Consider the following 22,030-nt stretch of genomic DNA (forward strand, 5'->3'; position numbering starts at 1 on the left):
CTATTTATAAAATAGTTTTATAATACCTGCTAAAAATAATACCAAGGCAAAGCTTTTTAAATCTTTGTCATACAAAAGAATAAAAAAGCTAGATAGAATTAGAATTAAAGAGTTTGTAATTCCTTTTACATAACTTTTTAACTCTTTTGCTAAGTACTCTATTTGATTATTTGAAACCTCAATTTGTAGAGTTCCCTCACTTGCTTTTTTTACTACATTTTTCAACTCTTTTACAAAAAATGGTAAATCTTTTACTTCATCAATAATTGTCTCAGTAATTGTATCTTTTGCTCCAAGAGCTTTTGGAAGATTATTTTGCAAGATTGGTAAGATATCTTTTATACCATTAAAATTCTCAATATAAGTGGTTCCAAGTCCTTCTACAATGGCACTTACTCTTAAGATATAAATAGCATCGCTTGGAAGTTTAAAAGGCATATTTCTAGTAGTTTCTAAAACTTCAAAGGCAAGTTTTTGCATAGATTCACTACTTAAGTTATCATTTGAAAATATATCAAACATATTTGAAGTAAATTCTGCAAGTTCTGAAGTTGGAGCTTCATACGAAATCGTTCCCAATTTTTTACTTGCAGCAATATAGAGTTCATAATCTTGCTCATTGGCTGCTTTTATTAACTCAATTATTGCTATTCTTTTTTCAGTTGGCACAGTTTTTACCATTCCAAAATCTAGTAAGATTAGTTCACCTTGTTTATTAACAAGCAAGTTCCCAGGATGTGGATCTGCATGAAAATATCCATTTATAAGCATTTGAGTAGTATAAAAATCAACTAATTTTGCAATGATATTTTTAAAATCTATTTTGTGTTTAAAAATATTTTCTTTATCATCAAATCTAAATCCCTCTTCATAACTCATAACAATAGCATCATCGCTACAATACTCTTCATAAGGTTTTGGAAATTTTATACCGCTATTCTTATATACATGGGAAAATTTTTTTAGATTTGATAACTCTTTATTTAAAGAAACTTCTTCTTGTATCATCTTTGAAAACTCGACAATAACAGCTTCAATAGAGTTTTTTGTATAGTGTGAAAACAATGGTTTAAATAAAAAATTAAAAAAGTTGATGATTTTTATATCTGCTAAGATTTGTTTTTTTATCCCATCTCTTCTTAATTTTACAGCAACTTTTTCTCCACTATTTAAGTATGCAATATGAACTTGACCTATTGAGGCTGAAGCTATGGCTTTTTTATCAAAGCTTTTAAAACTAAGATTAAGAAAGGCTTTATTATAAATCTTTTCATAACTTTTATCATTCATAGCAGGGATTTGGTCATGGAGATTTTTTAATTCATCAAGATAATCTTGTGAGAAAAAATCAGATCTAGTAGCTAATACTTGAGCTAATTTTATAAAACTAGCCCCCAAATCAACAATAGTATTTTTTAATTTCTTTGGTTTAAGGGGTTTTAAAAATAAAAAGCTATCTTTTCTTTTTATAACTAAATAAATAGTTAATAAAAAAAGAAATACACTTAATACTCTTTTTGGTGAATAATTATTTATTTTAAATCCTCTTTTAGTTTTTCTAAGTCCTCTTTTGTAGCGAGTCCTAGTTCATCAATTACTTCTTTTAATATTCTTTTGATTTCATCTTTTGTTTTTTGTTCTTCATCTTTACCTTTTTGTTCAAGGGATTCTAAAAAACTTTTTGCATCATCTTTTTTTAATTTACCTTTTTCTTCTAAGGTTTTTATCTCTTCTTCAACTTTTTCTCTGATAATGGCTGCTGCTCCAAAGCCTGTATTTAATAACTCTTTTAGCATTTTGATATCCTTTTAGATTTTTATTATTTTATATTATAAAATAATAATATATACCTTGGTAGTGAAAAAATGTTAATTAGTATCTTTAAAGTTATCTAAATACTAATAATTTCTCCTGCCAATTTATGGGCAATTGGACCTTTTCCTGAACCTAGATTTGGAGCATTTTTTATTGCATGAAAAATAAATTTTTTAGAAATATGAACTGATTCTTCAAGTGTTTTCCCAAGAGCTAAATTTGCAGCAATTGCACTTGAAAAACTACAACCTGTTCCATGGGTATTTGAGGTGTCTATAAAATCAGATTGAAAAATCTTTTTTTGCCCATTTTTGTAAAATAATATATCTATAGAAACTTTTTTATTATCTATTTGTTCTGTATGGTTTTTTATTAGAACTTCACAAGGTATATTTGAAATATTATTTAATGCATCATTCCCAAAAAGTTCTTTTGCTTCATACAAATTTGGAGTAGTAACTTTTGAATATGCAAATAGAGTTTTTAAGTTTTCTATTGCATCCTGATTTAAGAGCTTTGAACCAGCTTTTGAAATAAAAACAGGGTCAAAAACTATAGGTATATCTAAATCTTTTATAGAATCTCTGACCACATCAATAATATCATTTGAAAAAAGCATACCAATTTTTATACAAGCCACATCAAAATCATCTAAAATTGCATCAATTTGATCTTTAATAAAAGAGGGGCTTATTTCTTGAATATTTGTTACACCTTTTGTATTTTGCGAAGTTAAAACAGTAATTACACTACAACCAAAAACACCAAATGCCTCAAAGGTTTTTAAATCAGCCTGAATACCTGCTCCTGCACTACAATCACTTCCTGCTATTGTTAATACTACTTTCAATTTATTTCCTTTATTTAGTTCTTAATTCTATTGAATTTATCATTATGGTAGGATAAGAAACACAAAAGGTAAAAAAAATATAGTAAAAATAATGATTAAACTTATTTTAATAAAAGGAAAGGTTTTTATGCTACAATTTGGCTACAAATTATGAAGAAAAAACAAAAGGGGATTTAATGTTAAAATCATTATCGATAAAAGCAAGACTTTTACTTATAGTTATAAGTTCGATAGTTATTGTTTCTGCTGTTATGCTTGTGCAATCAGTTGTTTCTTTACAAGAGACATCGGCAACTGTAATAGAAAAATTTAAAGAAAATGCTTATGCTACAAAAGAAGAGGAATTAAAGAACTATGTTTCTTTAGTTATGAAAACAGTAGAATCCTATTATGAAAGAACAGCCCCTGAAAAAATAAAAGTTGAAGTTCAAGCTAAATTAAAAGAACAAACTGAATTTATGTTATCAATCATGCAAGGGGAGTATGAAAAGTATAAAGGGAAAGTTTCAGAAGAAGAACTTAAGAGTATTGTTAAAACTTCTGTAGAAAAAGCTAGATATGGAAGTACAGGTTATTTTTGGATAAATGATTTAGATGCGAAAATTGTTATGCACCCTATAAAACCAGCTTTAGATGGTAAAGATATGGCTGAATATAAAGATAAAGGTGGAAAAAGAATTTTCTATGAATTTGCACAAGTTGCAAAAAAATCAGGCTCTGGATTTGTTGATTATGTTTGGCCAAAGCCAGGATTTGAAAAACCTCAAGAGAAAGTATCTTTTGTAAAACTTTTTGAACCATTTGGTTGGGTTGTTGGAACAGGTGAATATGTTGATAATGTTACTGATAAATTAAAAAAAGAAGCATTAGCGGCAATAGCCCAAATGAAATATGGTAAAGATGGTTATTATTGGATTAATGATTCAAATCATGTTGTAGTATTACACCCTATAAAACCAGCCTTAGAAGGCAAAAGTATGTATGATTTAAAAGATTCAAATGGTAAATATTTGTATCGAGAAATTGTTAAAGCTGCTAATGCAAAAGAAGAGGGTGGATTAGTTAAATATACATGGCCAAAACCTGGTAAAAAAGCTGCACAACCTAAATTCTCATATGTTCAAAAATTTGGTCCTTGGGATTGGATAATAGGAACAGGTGCTTATGTAGATGATATTGAAGATAAAATTTTACAAATGCATGATGAAACTGAGGCTCAAATTAAATCAGTAATTATAAGAAATTGTGTAATTATTTTTATTATTATGATTATTTTAGCGATAATTATGGCAATACTATCTAACAAATCTATTTTTGTGCCTTTAAATAAATTCCAAGATGGATTATTAGGATTCTTTAAATATTTAAATAAAGAGCAACCAGATGTGGACAATCTTGATGATTCAGCAAATGATGAGATTGGTGCAATGGCAAAAATCATAAATCAAAATCTAGGAAAAACAAAATCTTTAATTAAACAAGATGATGAATTAATTCAAGATGTTACAAGAGTAGTTGGAGAAATTGAAAAAGGGTATTTATTTAATAGAGTTGAAAAAAGAACAGAAAATGAGTCTTTACAAAAACTTCAAAATAAACTTAATGAAATGTTAGATAATCTTGAAACTAATATTGGTAAAGATACAAACATTATCTTAGGTTGTTTAGCAGATTATGGGAAACTTGATTTTAGAGGAAATATAGAAAATGCTCAAGGAAAAGTTGAAGTAGCTATAAATGAGTTGTCAGAAATTATTAATAATATGTTAAAAGAGAATAAACAAAATGGTTTAACATTAGATGCAAGTTCTGATGTTCTACTTAAAAATGTTGATATATTAAATAGAAACTCTACTTCAACAGCCGCTTCTCTAGAAGAAACAGCAGCAGCATTAGAAGAGATAACTTCTGCAATTGTTAGTAATACAAATAATATTTCTACAATGGCAACATATTCTAATGAATTGGTTGAATCAATTAATGTAGGTAAAACTTTAGCTGAATCTACTGTTATTGCAATGGATGAAATTAATACTCAAACAGAAGCAATTGCTGATGCTATTGTATTAATTGACCAAATAGCTTTCCAAACAAATATTCTTTCACTAAATGCTGCAGTTGAAGCTGCAACTGCAGGTGAGGCTGGAAAAGGGTTTGCAGTTGTTGCAGCAGAAGTTCGAAATCTAGCATCAAGAAGTGCAGATGCAGCAAAAGAGATAAAAGCCTTAGTTGAAAATGCAACACAGAAAACTAATGCTGGTAAAGAGGGAACTGATAAGATGATTAAAGGTTATGAAATCCTACATCTAAATATCAAAAAAACAACAGAAACAATACAATCGATTGAAGAATCATCAAAAGAACAAAGAGCTGGAATAGAGCAAATAAATGATGCTGTTAATAGATTAGACCAACAAACACAAGAAAATGTTGCTATATCTAACACAACTCACTCAATTGCTGTTGAAACTGATGAGTTAGCTAAACTTATTGTTACGGTTACAAATGAAAAAGAGTTTAGAGGGAAAAATGATTTAAAAGCAAAAGTTTCTAATTATGAGATACCAAAAGTTACTATTCCTGCAAAAAAAGTAGAAGTAAAAAAAGTAGAAAAATCTTCTGATAAAAATAAAGAAGTAAAAAAAGCGACTACTACTTTAAAAGAATCTAAACCAAAAGTTGAAGTAATCAAAAGTCAAAGTAGTTCTGATGATGAATGGGAAAGTTTTTAATAGTTAATCATTAAGAAGAGATATAGATTTATTTTATATCTCTTCTGATATTATTGCACTTATTTTTTGTGATGAACCAAAGTGTGAAAATAGTTTGAACTTTATATTTGGGTAGTTGATTTCTAACTGGTTAATTATATTTGGAATATCACTTACAACATGTTTACCAGAGTTTAGAAAATAGGGATAAAGACTAATTTCAGTAATGTTTTCTGAAGCTAATTGCTTTACAATTTCTTCAATAGAAGGTTTAGCAAATTCTAAAAATGCAGTTTCTATTTTTTCATATTTATTTGAATTTAGGTTTCTTATTTCTTCTACCAAATCTCTAAACTCTTGATTTGATTTATCTTTTTTACTGCCATGGGCTACTAGTACTAATGCGTTCATTGTTTTCCTTGTTTTTATAACTATTATTTATTCAAGGCTTATTTGCTTGAATTCTCCTACTATAGCTACTTCTCTTTGATAAATATATTTCTCTAGAATCTTTTTATTTGCAATACTTAAATCAAGAAGCATTACTATTTTAGTTAAATTATTTTCTAATTTCTCTATTTTTAAAACAGTCGCTTTTGAATCAACTCTTTCTTTATGTGTTTGCGTATCATGATATGAAGTGCCATAATATGTATTAAAGCTTAGCGTCAAATTAACACTTTCATTTAGTTTAATTTTTTCATCAAAAAATTTGACCTCAAAAGAGATAGCTTTTGTGGATATGGTTGATACAGGGAAAGCGTATCTATAATCTTTTTTAAAAACTGAAGCCATAAAGTCTTCATCTGGAACGACCCTAATTACTTCTCTTTTTTTAGGTGAGTGCTCTAGTTTTTCTAAATTATTAAAGATTAACTCATTATTTTGTTTATCATACTCTTTTAATCTAAGCTTTATAGTAGCGCTATTTGTTTCAATAATGCTAGTTTTCTCTTTTAGTATAGCTTTTACTTGAACATTAAGTGTTTGTATTTTAATACTATCTTCTTTTACGAAAGTAATAATTCCTTCATGAATAAAAGGCAAACCCTTATAGTGATTAATTAAAGTAATTGGTGCATTACTTTTTTTTAGAATTACTAAATCTTTTAATAATTCATCTTCAAAATCATCTTCATCTTTTCCCCCAACTATAACTTTCAATAATGTATTTGTTAATTGATCAAAATTTACAGGCTTTTGAATAAAATCTGTAATTCCTTGTTCTAAAAATTTTTCTATATTTTCTGAGTAACCATAAGCAGAACAAATTACAATTTTAGAAGAGTGATTTGTTTTGTTAAGATTTTCTATAAATTCATAACCATTCATTTTAGGCATTTGAATATCTGTTAATATAATATTAGGATTACAGCTTTTACAAATCTCTAAGGCCTCAAGTCCGTCTTTAGCCACATAAACTTTATAAAAAAGTTTTTCTAAGAATATTCTCATTTGATTTTGAATAGCTATGCTATCTTCTACTATTAGTGCTGATAAATCTTTTGCAATCTCTTTTAGTGCTTTTAAATTAGACATTTATTTATATATCCTTTGTAGAAAATTTTATTTCAAAACATGCGCCATCATCTTTATTTGATGCCTGTAATTGTCCATTTAGATGTTTTTCAATTATAGTTTTTGAGATATATAGTCCTAGTCCTGTTCCTAGTTCATCTTTAGTAGTAAAATAAGGATCAAATATTTTGTTTAAAATATCCTCATCTATTCCACCAGCATTATCGCTTATTTGGATTATTATTTGGTCATTATTCATAAATTCATTTATTTTGATTATTTTATCTTTTTGCCTTTTTTCAATTAAAGCTTCTTTTGCATTTTTTATAATATTTATAAACACTTGTAAAAGTTCTTTAGAATAAGTATAAATCTCATTTTGAGATTTATACTCTTGAAGAACTGTAATGTCATTATTTTCTAACATTTTACCCATTACTTTAAAGGTTTCATCAAATATAGATTTAACTGTAACTAAATCTTTCTCTTTATTTGGTTTAAAAAAGTTTTTAAAATCATCAATTGTTTGAGAAAGATATTCTGTTTGAGATATGATTTCATCTAAATTTTCTTTTAATGAATCATTATTAACACTATCAAGTTCTATATCAGCTAGAATATTATTTGCACCCATAGCAACAACAGCAATTGGCTGCCTCCATTGATGTGCTATCATACTTATCATCTCTCCCATTGCTGCATGTCTTGATTGGGCAATCATAAGTTCTTCTTTATCTTGTAACTCTTGTTTTAAATATACTTCTTTTGTGATATCTTGTATTGTACCTATTGTATTGACAATTTTCCCAGATACAATTTCATGTTCAACATTACAGTGTATATATCGTATATCATTTTCATTATACTTATTAAATCTATATTCAATAGCGTAAGAGCTTTTTTCTTTTACACTATTGGTAAGTTTCGATGATACTTTCTCTCTATCTTCATCATAAACAAAAGTATTAAATAACTCTTTCATACCAAATTTTGCATTTTCGTTTAGTCCAAATAATCTTCTGGTATTTTCTGATACAGTTATTTCTCTTGTACTTATGTTTAAGCTCCAATGGGCTAAATTAGCTATTTTTTCAGCTTTTAAAAGAGTTTGTTGTGAATTACTCAGGGACATCTCTAACTCTTTTTGTTGTGTAATGTCAGTGTGAAAACCAAGCATTCTTATTGGTTTTCCTTCTTTATTAAAAAATGTTTTACCCCTATCTAATATCCAAACCCAATGACCATCTTTATGTCTTAGTCTATGAGTATTTTCATAATATTTTGTTACTTTATTATGATTGTTTTGTATATCACATACAGCATTTTCTTTGTCTTCTGGGTTTATAAGTTCTTCCCATGTTTTGATATCGTTTAAAAGTTCATTAGGTTTATAACCTAACATTGCTTTCCACTCTTTTGAAAAGTAAACTTTGTTTTTAACTAAATCCCAATCCCATAAGCCACTATTTGAACCATCTACTGCTAATTTATACCTTTGGTATAAATCATCTTGTTTTTTTGCCATTTCTTGTATAAGGTCTTGTCTTGTATAAATATTATTAATAAACCAAATTAAAATAAGTAAAACAAGTACTGATAAAAGTATTATTACGATTTTAGTAATACTCACTTCATTTTGTAATGAGTCATAAAAGTTTTTATAATCATTTGTTGGAATTGTGATTCTAACACCACCAATATAATCACCTATTTTATAATTTTGTTGGTAGTGACAAGCCATACAATTTGCATCTACTTTTAAAGCACCTACATAAGTAAATCTTTTTTGATTTTTACTAAAAGTGTAGTATTCATTTATTTTATCTTTCTCAAACTTCTTTAAGGCAAGTTTTTCAAGTTTGTCAGGTGCATTATCAGGATTTATGGGTTTAAGACTAGTTAGTTTATAATAGTAATCTCCTTGTTTATTAGATATTTCAGAGATCTGTTTTGTCATCCAAGCATGATTTATTTTTATTAATAGTTTATTGTTTTGTGTAAAGATATGATTATTGACTAAATATTTATTTGGTCTTAGTGTGTCACTTTGTACATATACTGCATTAAATTGAGTATTCCACTCTTTTATATGAATTGTATCTTTAAAGTGGGCCCTTGACTCATTTAAAACCATTTTTTTAGAAATATTAATTTGTGAACTTGCACTTTTATCAATAAAATAAAAAGTGATAATATTTCCTAAAATAATAAAAAAGATTGTAAGTAAGATTGCTTTTGTTTTATTCATAAATTTTACCCTTATTCTTTAATTACATTATAGTTAAAAATATATTTGTTTTATTTAAACTAATGAAAATATAAGAGTGATTTGTTTAATTTAATTGTATTAAAATGTAGATTGAACTAGTGGTGGCGCGGGGCAGAATCGAACTGCCGACACAAGGATTTTCAGTCCTTTGCTCTACCGACTGAGCTACCGAGCCACTAGTGGTGGTGAGGGAAGGATTTGAACCTTCGAAGCCGTAGGCGGCGGATTTACAATCCGCAGGATTTGACCACTCTCCAACCTCACCTTTTGTTTGAAGAGCGTAATAATATTCAAACAAAGATTAAAGTTATATGAAACTTGCACATAAATTCAATCTTTTTTTGTATATTTTAACCATTGGCTTAAAAATTCATCTCTTTTTAGAATAATAGAACCTAAATCAATCTTGTATTGTAAACATGCATGACCTAAATTCCAAAATTCATAGTTCTCTTTTTGAAGCAATTGTGCTAAAAGAACTAATTGTAGTTTACCATAATTATTGTATTTTTTTTCTCTATTTGAAAAACCACTTAGACTTGTATACACTTTACCAATTTTGTATCCAATCTCACCTGCAATTAATGTAGAATCTTTTTTATCATATAATTCAAAAGTCAATAATTCAAAATTGTCATACTTATTTGAAAAGATATTTAAAAGCATATTTTTGTAATCTTCTGTTATCCATGAATCCTTGTGAAATTCATTTATTTTTTTTATGACTTCATTTAAATCATTATTTTTGACAAATAAATAAGTATCTTTTTTTAATAGCTTTTTTATTTTTTTGCTTATATGAAGATTTTTAAAGTATAAAACGGCATATTCAAATTGAATTTCTGGAAGTAAATAGCTTCTATTGTTTGCTAAAGTGGCTGTAGTGCTAATAAAACCTGCTTTGGCTAACTTTATATATAAAGTTGGGGAAAACTGCTCACAGGCATAGTAATTCTCTTCCATATTAGGATAAATTTGATTTTTTAATATTTGTTCATTGGAGATTATTTCCTCATCTATTAGGTAAATAATAAAATCCTTTTATAAGAGTAAGGAGAAAGTTGAGTTCATCAGCTAAGACTTTTTTCTTAAGAAAGAAGTCTTAATACTGATTGTTGATTGATATTATTAGCTTGTGATTGTCCAAAAGAACCAATTTGAGCTAAAATATTTTGTTTAGAGAAACTTGATACTTCTTTAGCAAAATCTACATTTGAAATAGTAGATAGAGCTGAACTGTTATTTACAACTTGTGCTGACATTGAAGTATATGAAGATTCTAGTTGTTGTGCAGTAGAACCAATATCACTTCTAAAATCTTGAAGTTTCGTAGATGCTTGATCAATTGTATCTAAGAATGTTCTTGCATCATCAGCTGAAAATGTACCATCTTGCAAAAATCCATCCAAACCTAAACCTTGAGTATTAGATTGAAGTGGATTGAGTGTTGTATTATCTTGAGAATCAGTACCTGTTTGAACATCAAAAGTATTACTTTCACCTTTATCATCTCGACTATTTTGCAAAATAGAATTATCACCATAACTAGTACTTGAAGCAATGTTATCAAACTGTTCTAAAAGCTTACTAATATCATTTCTTATAATATTTCTTTGATCATCACTTGTGGTATCAGTTGCTGCTTGTAAAGTTTTTTCTCTAATTGTATTTAAAATATCTGATTGCTCACCTAGTGCACTATCTCCTATTTGTAAATAAGATAAAGCACTATTGATATTTTGAACACCTTGCGTTAGTCCACTTTGTTCATAATTTAATTGTTCCGAAATAGCTAGAAGCGCAGGATCATCTGATGCTTTTGTTAATTCTTTATTTGTTGCAATCTTTTCTAAAGGATTACTTGACCTGACTCCTTGAAGCTCTTCTGGTACATATAAATAATTGCTATAATCATTTGATACAGTCATTGAGTCTCCTTTCTTTGAGGTTTTATTTATTTTACAACTTCTAGCATTAAAGCAACTTTAAGGATTAATACTAATGTAATGTTTTGTTAACCTTTTGTTAACCTTTGGTTGTTTCCTAGTTAACTCAATAGTTATATACTATCTTATAAGTAAATAGGAAGCGCGAACACTAGGCTTGTTTACTAAGATTAAAGTTCTCCTTGAAATAAAATTAAATCAGTTAAAAAAGGCACTCTAAAGGGTTAGGTGCCTTTTTTTATGCCTAAAATCTTTTTAAATCAATAATAATTTGGGTATTATGTCAAAATTATTAAAAAGGTTAGAGATGAAAAGAGTTTTTTTACAAAATTATAAACCCCTAGAATTTAAGTTCTATCAAAACAAAGATGATTTTATTGTTACAGAAAATCCAATAAAGTTTACAAATAGAGGTAATTTTATAATTTTAAAAATAGAAAAAGAGAGATTAGGAACTTGGGATTTAATTGACTCACTTGCTAGAAATTTAAATATATATGATAATGAAATAGGCTATGCTGGATTAAAAGATAAAAATGCAACTACTACTCAACACATCTCAATACCTAGAAAATATGCAAAAGATATAAAAAAATTCAAACATCCAAAAATAAAAATATTAGAGACTTATTTACACAGTACAAAATTAAATATTGGTGATTTGATTGGGAATTCATTTGAAATAAATCTTCATGAAGTTGAATCTTGTGATGTGGGTGTTATAGAAAAAAGATTACACGAACTTGGGAAAAATGGTATGCCAAACTTTTTTGGTTATCAAAGATTTGGTAAAGATGTAAAAGAAAACCTTGAAAAAGCAAATAAAATTATTTATGGTGATTTGAAAATTAGAGATAGAAAATTGGAAAAAATGTTAATCTCTATTTATCAAAGTGATTTATTTAATAAATGGCTTGCCAAAAGAGTTGAAATGTCTGATGGAAAATTTAAACTACTTGATGGTGAAGTTATGAAATCACTTGATGACTTGAAGTTCTTTACTCCAAATAAAATAAATGAAAAGATAATAAAAGACTTTGAAGAAAAAAAAATAGTTCCTACTGGGCTTTTATGTGGAAGAGAAGTTTATAGAGCAAGAAACGAAGCACAGCTTATTGAAAAAGAATTTGATGATACTTATATTCAAGAAAAAGGTTTAAGAAGAGATGCTATTATATTTCCAAAAGATATTTTTGTAAACTATGATGTTGAAAATAAAAAGTGTAAACTAAAATTCACACTTCCAAAAGCTTCATATGCTACAGTTGTAGTTGAGAATATAGCAAATCAAAACCTAAGAGTTTAGATTAGTTGGTATTTTTATTTTAAAGTTTGCTCCAAAGTATTCTTTTTCTTTATAAAAAAAGTTTATATTTTGAACACTAATTTCACCATCAAAATGTTTTGTGATAATTTGTTCACTCATATAAAGACCAATACCTGTTCCTTGGGATTTGTGTTTAGTTGTAAAATAAGGTTCAAATACTTTTTCTATATCTGATTCATTTATCCCTCCTGCATTATCTAAAATAGAAAATATTATATTTTTGTCAACTTTTTTTATCTCTATTTTTATTAGTTTATTAGTATTTCTTGCTGTGTTTAGAGCATCTTTAGCATTACTAAGAAAATTCAGTAGTACTTGAATCAATTCATTTTTATATCCAAGAATTTCACAATCTTCATATAATGTAACTATTTCAATATCTGTATTTTTAATATTAGCTAATTTTATTGAAGTATTTAACAGTGTAGAAAGTGTAAATCTTTCTTTATTTTTACTTTGTTTAAAAAAGTCTCTAAAGTCATCAATTGTTTGTGAAAGGTAAGTTGCAGCTCTTACTATTAAGTCAACAGAGTCATAAAAGAATTCATCATCTAAGTCTCCAAATTCTTTTTTTATTTTTGCTCCACTTGCAGCTGTTGTTATAGTTGAGAGTGGTTGTCTCCATTGGTGTGCAATATTTTCAAGCATTTCACCCATTGATGCCATTTTTGCTTGCTGGTAAAATAGTTTTTGCTTTTTATTAAATTCATTTTTTTCTTTTAATTCTTCTGTTATATCTCTAATAATAGAATATACAAAAGTTTTTTTATCTATTTGTATTGCAGAAGCATATATTTCCACATCTTTTACTTTTCCACTTGATAAAATATTTTTTGAAATAAAGATATTTTGTTTATTTTCTAATATGCTCATGAACTCTTTTTTTTGATTCTCTACTGTAGACATTGATATATCATCTGCTTTTAATTTCAAAAAATCTGCTCTTTTATATCCATAAAAATTAATTGCAGCAGCATTAATATCAATTATATTTAGTGTTATTGGATCATATATAATTTTTATTGCTTTTGAACCTTCAAAAATCTGATGATATTTTTTTGTTAATTCATTTAATTCTTGAGTTCTTTTTTTAACATTTTTTTCTAATTCAGATGTATATTTTGATTTATTATAAAAATGTATTGAAGTAAAAATAGCAATCATTGCAAAGGCTAAAAGAATACCAATAAATTTGATAAATTTATCAAACTCATAAATATCATTTAATTCTATTTCTTTTTTTTGTTTAAATATTATGAAATATCCGATATTTGATTCTTCTAAATTTTTTAGTGTAAAGGTAGTAACTATATGTTCATCTATCAATTTATATTTTTTTATTGATAAAAATTCATCAATATTTTCTTTTATGAGTTTCTTTAGTTCATTTTTAGCATCAAGATTTGCTACATAATAATCACCTATAAAATCTTTTGTAAAAGGTTTTTTAATTTGATCTTTAAATTTTTTATCTGCAAGAATAACTAAATCTATTCCTTTATTTTTAAACTCTTCAGCAATAGAATTCATTTTTGTAATTACTTCAACTAAACCTAAAAACTTATCTCCATCATAAATTGGAACAATATTTTTAAAAGTTATGTCAAATATACCTACACTTATTATTGATACAATTTTTGGATTTTTAAGTAGAGGTGGTAATTCTTTTCTTATTATTGCAACATTATCATCTTTTTTGCTTGTCCAGCTTCTATATTTACTTATTCCATCTTTATTTATTAAATGTATCCATAGGTTTTTAAAATTACTATATTTTTTAATTTTTTCGGATACAACATTTAAATTAGCATCTGGAACTTGTTCATTTTTTAGGAATTTTTTGAAGTTGTCATCTTCTGATAATGTTAATGCAACATTAAAAGTTGAGTTCTTTTTATTAAATATTGATTCTTCAATTTGACTTTTTAAATTATCTGATGTTTGTATATATTTATTTTCAGTCAAGCCTTCTATTTTTTTTGATAGAAAATGATTAACAGTTACAAAGGCAGAAATTATAAGTATAATTAATAAAATTATATAAATTGGCTTTGTAGAAGATTGCACTAGAATTCCTATTTTCATATTAATTGTCTAACAATTTTATTAGTTAAATTTATATATTAAGTAATCAATTATACTCTATTAATATTAAAATATGAAGTAATAAAATTATATTTTAATATAAGTAAAGTATTTATTATGATAGTTGTAAGAATATTTTAAATTTTAATGAATCAGATTTTATACAAATAAGAGAGCTTAGAAGAGATATTAAATGTTTAAACTAAAGTAGAATTTTCTACTTTAATTTAACATATTCGTCATTGATATACATAGTATCACCAAAAACTATTACTTTATCTTCTTCATCAAAAGAGAAATCATATATTTTGTCAGTTTTAAAATCATTAGAAATATTTATCATATATCCTTGAGATTCTAAAGCATATAATGAATCACCATATGCCAAGGCATAAATTTTAGCAAATTTATATTTTTTTCTATTCATAACATTTAATGAAATATCAGTCTTAATGATTTGACCATCAATTGTTGCTAAATAAATATCGTTCCCATGGGCAATAATATCACTCAAGTTATATTGTTTGATATTTAAAACACCATCTCCAACAGAGATAACTTTTTTTGAAGTTGCAGCTATAAGAGTATCATTTACAACATTTAAATAAATGATATTGTTAAATTGACTATCTGCATCAACGATGATATTTCTAACTACTTTGTAGTTTTGTGCAGATACAACTAAAATCTTACCATCTAAAGTTGGAAATAAAATAAGATTTTGCATGAAATAAGGAGCTGCAATTCTTGTATCATTTGCTAAAGATTTTGTTAAATACTCTTTAAAAATGATTTTTCCATCTCTTAAGTCATAAGCCATAATTGAGTTATCACTATTTACAATTGCTAAGATATCATCTTTAAGTGATGCTGCAACAACAGCTGTATTTGTAACAATTTCTTTTTTATCAACATAAATTTTATCTTTTATATTTGTTGAAAGTACTTTTCCCTCACTTAGGTTTAAAAATTGAAAACCTTCAGGTATCTTTATACTTGAAACACCTTGTGCACTAATAAATTGTCCATTATCCAAAGTTGCACCATCTCTGTTAAATGAGACAATATCTGAATCAATAGATTTAGTACTTTTATTAAATGACAAACTATCTTCTGGTTCAAAATATTGTTTTTTAGAACAAGCAGTAAATAAAATGATTGCTGAAATCAAAATTAATAAATGTCTCATTATATACCTTTATTTTGTGATTAAGTAATGATTTAATAAAGCAACTAAATCTTTAACTTGTGATGTTTCAGGAATCAGTTTTAAAGCATCTTTTGACTCTTTATATTTCCCATTTTCTGCCAAAATTAGGGCTTTATTAAATATAGCAAACTCTTTTAATAAAAAATCATTTTCCATTGAAAGGTCACCTAATTTATTTGCATTTTGCTCTTTCATCGCTTTTTCATATGCATATAGTTCTTTAAAAAACTTAGCATTGATAGAGATATCTTTTTTGCTATTTCTTTGACTATATAGTATTATGTCATATAGATTTACATTAAGACCTTTTAGAGTTTCTAATGCTTTTTCATCATTTGGATTTTTCAATAATTCTTGAAAAACAATGTTTGCTTTTATCTTATTTTGTTCTTTAAAATATGAAGTAAGATACATAGCTACTAATGCAAGTACAATTAGTACAACAGCCGATATAATTATAAGTTTATATTTTTTGAAAATTCTTTCAACTCTAACAAAGCTTTCTAGGAATTTTTCTTCACTATTAAGCCCTTCTTTTACGAAATCCATATTGTCTTTTAAACTCATTGATTAACCTTATAAAAAATTAGTTATAAGTGTACAAAAATTTTCATAAAATCTTACTTTTATAAAAACTTCTATATAATACAAACCTATTAAAGCACTGGGGTTAAAATGAATAAGTTTATATTATCAATTATAGTTTTAGTTATTTCACTAAATTTTTTACACGCTGAAGAAAAAGTAGATAAAAAAGAAGAACAAAGTAGATTTGAATCATTGTCTAAATTAACAAATGTTATTGGCACTGTTGAGAAATACTATGTGGATGATTTGAAATTACAAGAAATCGTAAATAAGGCATTAAAAGGTTTAATGCAAGAATTGGATGCACATTCAACATATATGGATAAAAAGTATTTCAAAGAGATGCAAATCCAAACTGATGGTGAATTTGGCGGATTAGGAATTACTGTTGGAATGAGAGATGGAGCATTGACTGTTATCTCACCAATTGATGGAACACCTGCATATGAAGCTGGAGTTAAATCAGAAGACATTATTTTAAAAATTGATGACAAGTCAACTCTAAATATGAGTTTAGATGAAGCTGTTGGTCTAATGAGAGGAAAACCTAAGACATCAATAACATTGACTGTTGTTAGAAAAGCTGAGAGAAAACCTTTAGAAATAAAGATTGTAAGAGATATTATTAAAATAGAATCTGTAAAAGCAAAAACTATTGGAAAAGATATTTTATACTTAAGAGTTACAAGTTTTGACAAAAATGTTGTAGATGGATTAACAAAGGCAATCAAAGATGCAAAAGGTACTAAAGGAATTATTTTAGACTTAAGAAATAATCCAGGTGGATTATTGACACAAGCAATAGGAACAACTGATTTATTTGTAGACAAAGGAATAATTGTTTCTCAAAAAGGTAGAGATGTTTCAAGTGAAGAAACTTTTAATGCAAACTACTCAAAAACATTGACAAGAGTACCTTTAATTGTTCTAGTAAATGGTGGTAGTGCATCTGCTTCAGAAATCGTAAGTGGTGCTTTACAAGATCATAAAAGAGCAATTTTAGTTGGACAAAAAACTTTTGGAAAAGGTTCAGTTCAAGTTGTATTACCAATTACTGCTGATAAAAGCGAAGCTATTAAATTAACTATTGCAAAATATTACTTACCAAGTGGTAGAACAATTCAAGCTACAGGTATTACTCCTGATGTAATGGCATATCCTGGAGAAGCTGTAAAAGCACCTGATATGGATTTTATGATAAAAGAAGCTGATTTGAAAAAACACTTAAAAAGTGAATTAGAAAAAGTTGATGGAAAAGAAAAAGAAGTTAAAAAAGAAGTTAAAAAAGATGATAAAAAAATCATCACAGATGAAGATGTATTTAAAGACAATCAGTTAAAAACTGGTGTTGATATATTAAGAAGTTTAATAATTACTAATAAATAGAAATGAAAATAAGTAAAGGAAAGTAAATGAATATAAGTGATATTGTAGCACTTGGCCTTTGGCCCCAATCAAAGAAAACAACTACTCAAAAAGGTATCGCAGAACTAGAAGATTTGGGTTATAACCTTTTTTATATTGGCAAAAATGCAGATCTTTATACTTGCCCAGGAGATGGAGCAAAAGTATTACTTGTAAGAAGTGATAGATGTTCGGTATTTGATATTCCTTTAAATTTACAAATTGAAGAAAAGGGAGTTTGGCAAACTGCAATTTCAAATAGTGGTGCAAAATTTGCAAAAAAAGCAGGTATAAGAACAGCTGTTTTATCTGAAACTGTAGACCCTTCTTTAAGTATAGCACCAAGATGTCAAATAATGGAATTATGCAAAGCCTTAGAAGCTGAGATTGATGGAGATGTTGTACAATTTGAATTTATTTTCAGAAACTATTTAACGGGTTCTTTATTTGAAGCAACAAAAAATGGTAATGATCCTTATGGATTAAATTTACCTTCAACTTTAAATGAGTGGCATAAATTTGAAACTCCAATCTTCACTCCAACTACAAAAGGTGTAAAAGATATTCCTCTAAACTCTCAAAAAGTAAGAGAAAAATTTCCTGAAATCATCTCTAGCTTAGAAAGACTTTTTAAAGAGTTTACTCAATATGCACAAGAAAATGGAATAGTTGTTGTGGATACAAAACTTGAGGTATTTGTAAATGCAAAAGGTGAGTGGATTTTAGGTGATGAGATTTTAACACCAGAGAGTTCAAGATTTATTTCAAAAGAGAATTTTGATGCAAAAAATTTCATCTCAATGGATAAGCAAATTCTTAGAAATTTTGCTAAAGAAAACAATTGGAAAGAAAAAGCAAAAGATTTAAAAGCAGGTGAAAAACTAGATGTAGAAGTTCCTGATTCTATTAAAAATGAGGTTTTAAATGGATATAAAACTATCCATAAAAGATTAAGTAGTAGTATTATTAAGAAATAGTTTTAAAGAAATTTTTTTCTTAGAAAAACTACTTCAGCTAGTTTTAGATATAATCGCAAAAATATAAATTGAAGGTAATAAATGAAAGCAATCGTAAATGTAGCGTTAAAACAAGGTGTTTTAGATGATCAAGGTAAAGCAACACACCATGCGTTAGACACTTTAGGATTTAAAGAAGTTGTTAAAGATGTAAGAATTGGAAAACAAATTATTTTAGAATTAAATTCTAGCTCAAAAGAAGAAGCACAAGCTGAAGTTACAAAGATGTGTGAAAAATTACTAGCTAATACTGTAATTGAAGATTACAATATTACAATTACTGAGTAGAATTATGAATGTAGCAGTATTACAATTTCCCGGTACAAATTGTGAGTATGATACAAAATATGCTTTTGAAAAATTAGGTGCAAATGTTCAAATTATATGGCATAAAGAGAGTAAATTACCTCAAAATATTGACTTAGTAGTTATTCCAGGTGGATTTTCTTATGGTGATTATTTAAGATCAGGTGCGATTGCAAGATTTGCAAATATCATGGAATCTGTAAAAGAATATGCAGCAAATGGTGGAAAGATTTTAGGTATTTGTAATGGTTTTCAAATTTTACTTGAAGCTGGACTTCTTCCGGGTGCTATGAAAAGAAATAGTTCATTGCATTTTATTTCTAAATATAACCACTTAAAAGTAATAAACAATAATAATAAATTTCTTAACAAATTAGAAATAAATGATGTAGTAAATATTCCAATTGCACATCATGATGGAAATTACTTTATAGATGAAGCTGGTTTAATAGAGCTTGAAGAAAATAATCAAATATTATTAAAATATTGCGATGAAAATGGAAGCCTTGCAAATGTAAATGGTTCTGTTTCAAATATTGCAGGTATTTGTAATAAAGAAAAAAATATTTATGGACTTATGCCTCATCCTGAGAGAGCAATTGAAACACTTCTTGGATGTGATGATGGTGTTAAGATGCTAGAAGGTTTTTTAAATAATTAAGAGGTAGTTTTCTACTTCTTAAAAATAGGAAAAATATGAAGAGTATTTTTTATTTACTACTTATCTCACTTACTTTATTCGCAAATGAACCACAGAATAATACTGGTTTGACGAACAATGAAACTTCAGTTTTCGATGCTAATAATAGCGCTAAAGTAGAAGAATTAAAACCAGATTATTATCAAGAGATAATAAAGCCAGATGCACAAGATATATCAGCAGAAAAGAATATATACCTAACTTATAAATCTTTTCCAAACAAAATTTTTAAAAATCAAAGATTTGAAATTATTTTAAAGGCAATAATTACAAGTGATGATTATGACAGAATAGAAACTAGATTTATAAACTCAAAAAATATGAATGTAATAAATCCCCAATCACCATGGAAAGAAGTAGAAGATAAAACTTTTGAAAATATGTTTTATTTTAAGGCAAATCAAGCTGATTTTGCAATCCCTACTTTTCAAGTTGCAATATATAAAAGTAATGTTTTAATAGAAGTTGAGAATATACAGCCAAAACAAGTCTCTTTTACTGAAATTGGTAAAAATATTGAAAATTTTTCATCAGTAATTGCAAAAGATTTAGTAATTAATGCTTACAAAACAAAACAATATAATAATGATGAATTAATCACAATTATGGATATCAATGCAAAAGAATCAAATCTAGAAGATTTTTATATAAAAAATGTGAAAGAACAAGGGGTTTCAACGATTGATGATAAGTATCCTGAACAAAATTTATTATACTATTTAGTTCTACCTGTTCATACTAAAAAGATTGATTTTTCTTATTATAACAGTGATCAGAAAAAATTTATAACTATTAATATTCCAATAGTATTAGAAAATGAGTTAGTAAGTACTCAAACAGATTTAAATCCAAATAAAAGCAATGTCTTATTTTATAAAAGAGTTGTTTTTGGAAGTTTGTTTGTACTATTTTTGATAATCTTTATTTGGAAAAGAAAAAAGACTTATTTAATTGTTGCATTAATAAGTGCTGTTATATTATTACTTTATTCTATTCCTAATAAAACAGAAATATTAAAAAAGGATAGTTATATTTATATACTTCCTACAAAAAAATCAACAATTTTCCAAAAAACTGATACTGAACATGAAGTTCAAGTATCTATTAAAAGAGGTGACTTCGTAAAAGTTATTTTAGGAGAAGGCGATAAAAGTATGATTGGATGGGTTAAAGAGAATGATCTTAGCAAGAATTAGAGGTATTATTGTATTAATACAATTTACTATTAGTGTAGCATTTGTTGTTATTGGAATGTATACTTTTAAAAATCATGTGCACAAAATTATAAAACTTTGGATGAGACTTCAAATATACTTTTTAGGTATTACTTTTGAGCAAGTTGGAAAAATGGATGAATCATGCGATATGGTAATAATGAATCATCAAAGTTTATTAGACATCATTGTAATAGAACATATTCATAATAAACACTTAGCTTGGGTAGGAAAAAAAGAGATTACAAATCTAATTTTCTTTGGTCATATCATGAAAGCTCCAGATATGATTACAATTGATAGAGAAAATAAAACTGGTTTATTAAAACTGATAAAAGATGCAAAAGATAGATTATCAAAAAATAGGCCAATTGCAATTTTCCCAGAAGGTACAAGAGGTGATGGAAAGACTATGGGATCTTTTAAACCAGGTGCTGCAATGGTTGCAAATAAGCTAAATTTGCGAGTTCAACCCTTGATAATAATAAATACAAAAAACATTCTTGATTCTCAAAAACTTGATGCAAATCCAGGTGTAGTAAAAATCATCTATTTAGATCCAGTTCAAGCTGATAAAACAACTAATTGGTATAAAGATACAGAAGAAAAAATGAGAGAAATTTTATCAATAGAAATGAAAAAAGAGCTCTAATGACACTATCATGGCAAACAATTTTAGCAGTTGGATGTGGAGGTTTCTTTGGAGCAATTTCTAGGGTTTATATAACTCATAATATGAACTTATCTATGAAGTCAGAATTCCCTTGGGGAGTTTTAACTGTAAATGTTCTAGGAAGTTTCATAATTGGAGTTTTATTTGCAATTTTCTTGCATTATACTGTTTCAGATACTTTAAAATCTTTTTTAACTACAGGCTTTTTAGGAGCTTTTACTACTTACTCAACTTTTGCTATTGAGAGTTACTTTTTACTTAATACTTCAATCTTTCTTGCAGCTACAAGCATGTTTTTAAATCTTTTTGGAACAATCGTAGCCGCTGGTGGAGGATATAAACTTATTCACTTTTTGCTTAGATAAATAAGTGCAATTTATTTAAGGATTAAGAAGATA

Annotated in this window: 20 protein-coding genes and 2 tRNA genes; 9 read left to right on the plus strand and 13 right to left on the minus strand. The window is 26.9% G+C overall.

Annotated features, from left to right (window positions below; all coding sequences use genetic code 11):
* The 3 genes from LXN10_RS08530 to thiD form a co-directional block, all read right to left on the minus strand.
* Positions 1-1,290 carry an ABC1 kinase family protein gene (locus LXN10_RS08530; RefSeq protein ID WP_375725335.1) on the minus strand — a complete coding sequence of 430 codons (1,290 nt, stop codon included), beginning with the start codon at positions 1,288-1,290 and terminating at the stop codon, positions 1-3.
* Between the two features lie 242 nt (positions 1,291-1,532).
* The gene (locus LXN10_RS08535) at positions 1,533-1,796 is read right to left on the minus strand and encodes a hypothetical protein (protein WP_375722623.1); all 264 of its coding nucleotides are present in this window, start codon (positions 1,794-1,796) and stop codon (positions 1,533-1,535) included.
* A gap of 95 nt (positions 1,797-1,891) precedes the next feature.
* Positions 1,892-2,665: a bifunctional hydroxymethylpyrimidine kinase/phosphomethylpyrimidine kinase gene (gene thiD / locus LXN10_RS08540; RefSeq protein ID WP_375722624.1), complete on the minus strand. Its 774-nt coding sequence runs from the start codon at positions 2,663-2,665 to the stop codon at positions 1,892-1,894.
* 176 nt (positions 2,666-2,841) lie between these two features.
* On the opposite strand from thiD, the gene LXN10_RS08545 reads away from it, so the two are divergent.
* Positions 2,842-5,397 (plus strand): methyl-accepting chemotaxis protein, encoded by a 2,556-nt coding sequence (locus tag LXN10_RS08545; protein ID WP_375722625.1) that lies wholly within the window; start codon positions 2,842-2,844, stop codon positions 5,395-5,397.
* Between the two features lie 33 nt (positions 5,398-5,430).
* Here the strand turns inward: LXN10_RS08545 and LXN10_RS08550 are convergent, their stop codons facing one another.
* The 7 genes from LXN10_RS08550 to LXN10_RS08580 all read right to left on the minus strand — a co-directional run bounded on the left by LXN10_RS08550 (position 5,431) and on the right by LXN10_RS08580 (position 11,091).
* Complete coding sequence (locus LXN10_RS08550) at positions 5,431-5,787, minus strand: sirohydrochlorin chelatase (protein ID WP_375722626.1); 357 nt, start codon at positions 5,785-5,787, stop codon at positions 5,431-5,433.
* Between the two features lie 27 nt (positions 5,788-5,814).
* Positions 5,815-6,915, minus strand: coding sequence for a response regulator (locus LXN10_RS08555; RefSeq protein ID WP_375722627.1), 1,101 nt, complete (start codon positions 6,913-6,915; stop codon positions 5,815-5,817).
* Between the two features lie 4 nt (positions 6,916-6,919).
* Positions 6,920-9,142, minus strand: coding sequence for a PAS domain-containing protein (locus LXN10_RS08560; protein WP_375722628.1), 2,223 nt, complete (start codon positions 9,140-9,142; stop codon positions 6,920-6,922).
* 120 nt (positions 9,143-9,262) lie between these two features.
* Positions 9,263-9,338 (minus strand) — tRNA-Phe (locus tag LXN10_RS08565).
* A 5-nt stretch (positions 9,339-9,343) separates the two neighbouring features.
* Positions 9,344-9,428, minus strand: a tRNA-Tyr gene (locus LXN10_RS08570).
* A 65-nt stretch (positions 9,429-9,493) separates the two neighbouring features.
* Positions 9,494-10,126 carry a hypothetical protein gene (locus LXN10_RS08575; RefSeq protein ID WP_375722629.1) on the minus strand — a complete coding sequence of 211 codons (633 nt, stop codon included), beginning with the start codon at positions 10,124-10,126 and terminating at the stop codon, positions 9,494-9,496.
* 125 nt (positions 10,127-10,251) lie between these two features.
* Positions 10,252-11,091, minus strand: a complete 840-nt coding sequence (locus LXN10_RS08580; protein WP_375722630.1) for a flagellin — start codon at positions 11,089-11,091, stop codon at positions 10,252-10,254.
* Between the two features lie 325 nt (positions 11,092-11,416).
* Between LXN10_RS08580 and LXN10_RS08585 the strand changes: the two genes are divergently transcribed.
* Positions 11,417-12,415 (plus strand): tRNA pseudouridine(13) synthase TruD, encoded by a 999-nt coding sequence (locus LXN10_RS08585; protein ID WP_375722631.1) that lies wholly within the window; start codon positions 11,417-11,419, stop codon positions 12,413-12,415.
* On the opposite strand, the gene LXN10_RS08590 is transcribed toward LXN10_RS08585, so the two are convergent.
* From LXN10_RS08590 to LXN10_RS08600, 3 genes are all read right to left on the minus strand, one after another.
* Positions 12,404-14,521 (minus strand): PAS domain-containing sensor histidine kinase, encoded by a 2,118-nt coding sequence (locus tag LXN10_RS08590; protein ID WP_375722632.1) that lies wholly within the window; start codon positions 14,519-14,521, stop codon positions 12,404-12,406. The genes LXN10_RS08585 and LXN10_RS08590 overlap by 12 nt on opposite strands.
* 217 nt (positions 14,522-14,738) lie before the next feature.
* Positions 14,739-15,710, minus strand: coding sequence for a hypothetical protein (locus LXN10_RS08595; RefSeq protein WP_375722633.1), 972 nt, complete (start codon positions 15,708-15,710; stop codon positions 14,739-14,741).
* A gap of 9 nt (positions 15,711-15,719) precedes the next feature.
* Complete coding sequence (locus tag LXN10_RS08600) at positions 15,720-16,298, minus strand: hypothetical protein (RefSeq protein WP_375722634.1); 579 nt, start codon at positions 16,296-16,298, stop codon at positions 15,720-15,722.
* Positions 16,299-16,406: 108 nt separating this feature from the next.
* Here LXN10_RS08600 and LXN10_RS08605 point away from each other — a divergent pair, with 108 nt between their 5' ends.
* The 7 genes from LXN10_RS08605 to LXN10_RS08635 all read left to right on the plus strand — a co-directional run bounded on the left by LXN10_RS08605 (position 16,407) and on the right by LXN10_RS08635 (position 21,997).
* Positions 16,407-17,705: a S41 family peptidase gene (locus LXN10_RS08605; RefSeq protein WP_375722635.1), complete on the plus strand. Its 1,299-nt coding sequence runs from the start codon at positions 16,407-16,409 to the stop codon at positions 17,703-17,705.
* Positions 17,706-17,731: 26 nt separating this feature from the next.
* On the plus strand, positions 17,732-18,700 hold the full coding sequence (locus LXN10_RS08610; RefSeq protein ID WP_375722636.1) for a phosphoribosylaminoimidazolesuccinocarboxamide synthase: 969 nt from the start codon (positions 17,732-17,734) through the stop codon (positions 18,698-18,700).
* Between the two features lie 81 nt (positions 18,701-18,781).
* Positions 18,782-19,027: a phosphoribosylformylglycinamidine synthase subunit PurS gene (gene purS, locus LXN10_RS08615; RefSeq protein WP_013134222.1), complete on the plus strand. Its 246-nt coding sequence runs from the start codon at positions 18,782-18,784 to the stop codon at positions 19,025-19,027.
* 4 nt (positions 19,028-19,031) lie between these two features.
* A complete protein-coding gene (gene purQ, locus LXN10_RS08620) occupies positions 19,032-19,706 on the plus strand; it encodes a phosphoribosylformylglycinamidine synthase subunit PurQ (RefSeq protein ID WP_375722637.1) in 675 nt (224 codons plus the stop codon).
* A gap of 35 nt (positions 19,707-19,741) precedes the next feature.
* On the plus strand, positions 19,742-20,941 hold the full coding sequence (locus LXN10_RS08625; RefSeq protein ID WP_375722638.1) for a hypothetical protein: 1,200 nt from the start codon (positions 19,742-19,744) through the stop codon (positions 20,939-20,941).
* A complete protein-coding gene (locus tag LXN10_RS08630) occupies positions 20,922-21,611 on the plus strand; it encodes a lysophospholipid acyltransferase family protein (RefSeq protein WP_375722639.1) in 690 nt (229 codons plus the stop codon). The genes LXN10_RS08625 and LXN10_RS08630 overlap by 20 nt, the downstream gene beginning before the upstream one ends.
* Complete coding sequence (locus LXN10_RS08635) at positions 21,611-21,997, plus strand: fluoride efflux transporter FluC (protein WP_375722640.1); 387 nt, start codon at positions 21,611-21,613, stop codon at positions 21,995-21,997. The genes LXN10_RS08630 and LXN10_RS08635 overlap by 1 nt, the downstream gene beginning before the upstream one ends.
* The last annotated feature ends 33 nt before the right edge of the window (positions 21,998-22,030 follow it).

The sequence above is a fragment of the Arcobacter iocasae genome (genome assembly GCF_042214795.1).
In the GTDB taxonomy this organism is placed as follows: Bacteria; Campylobacterota; Campylobacteria; order Campylobacterales; family Arcobacteraceae; genus Arcobacter; species Arcobacter iocasae.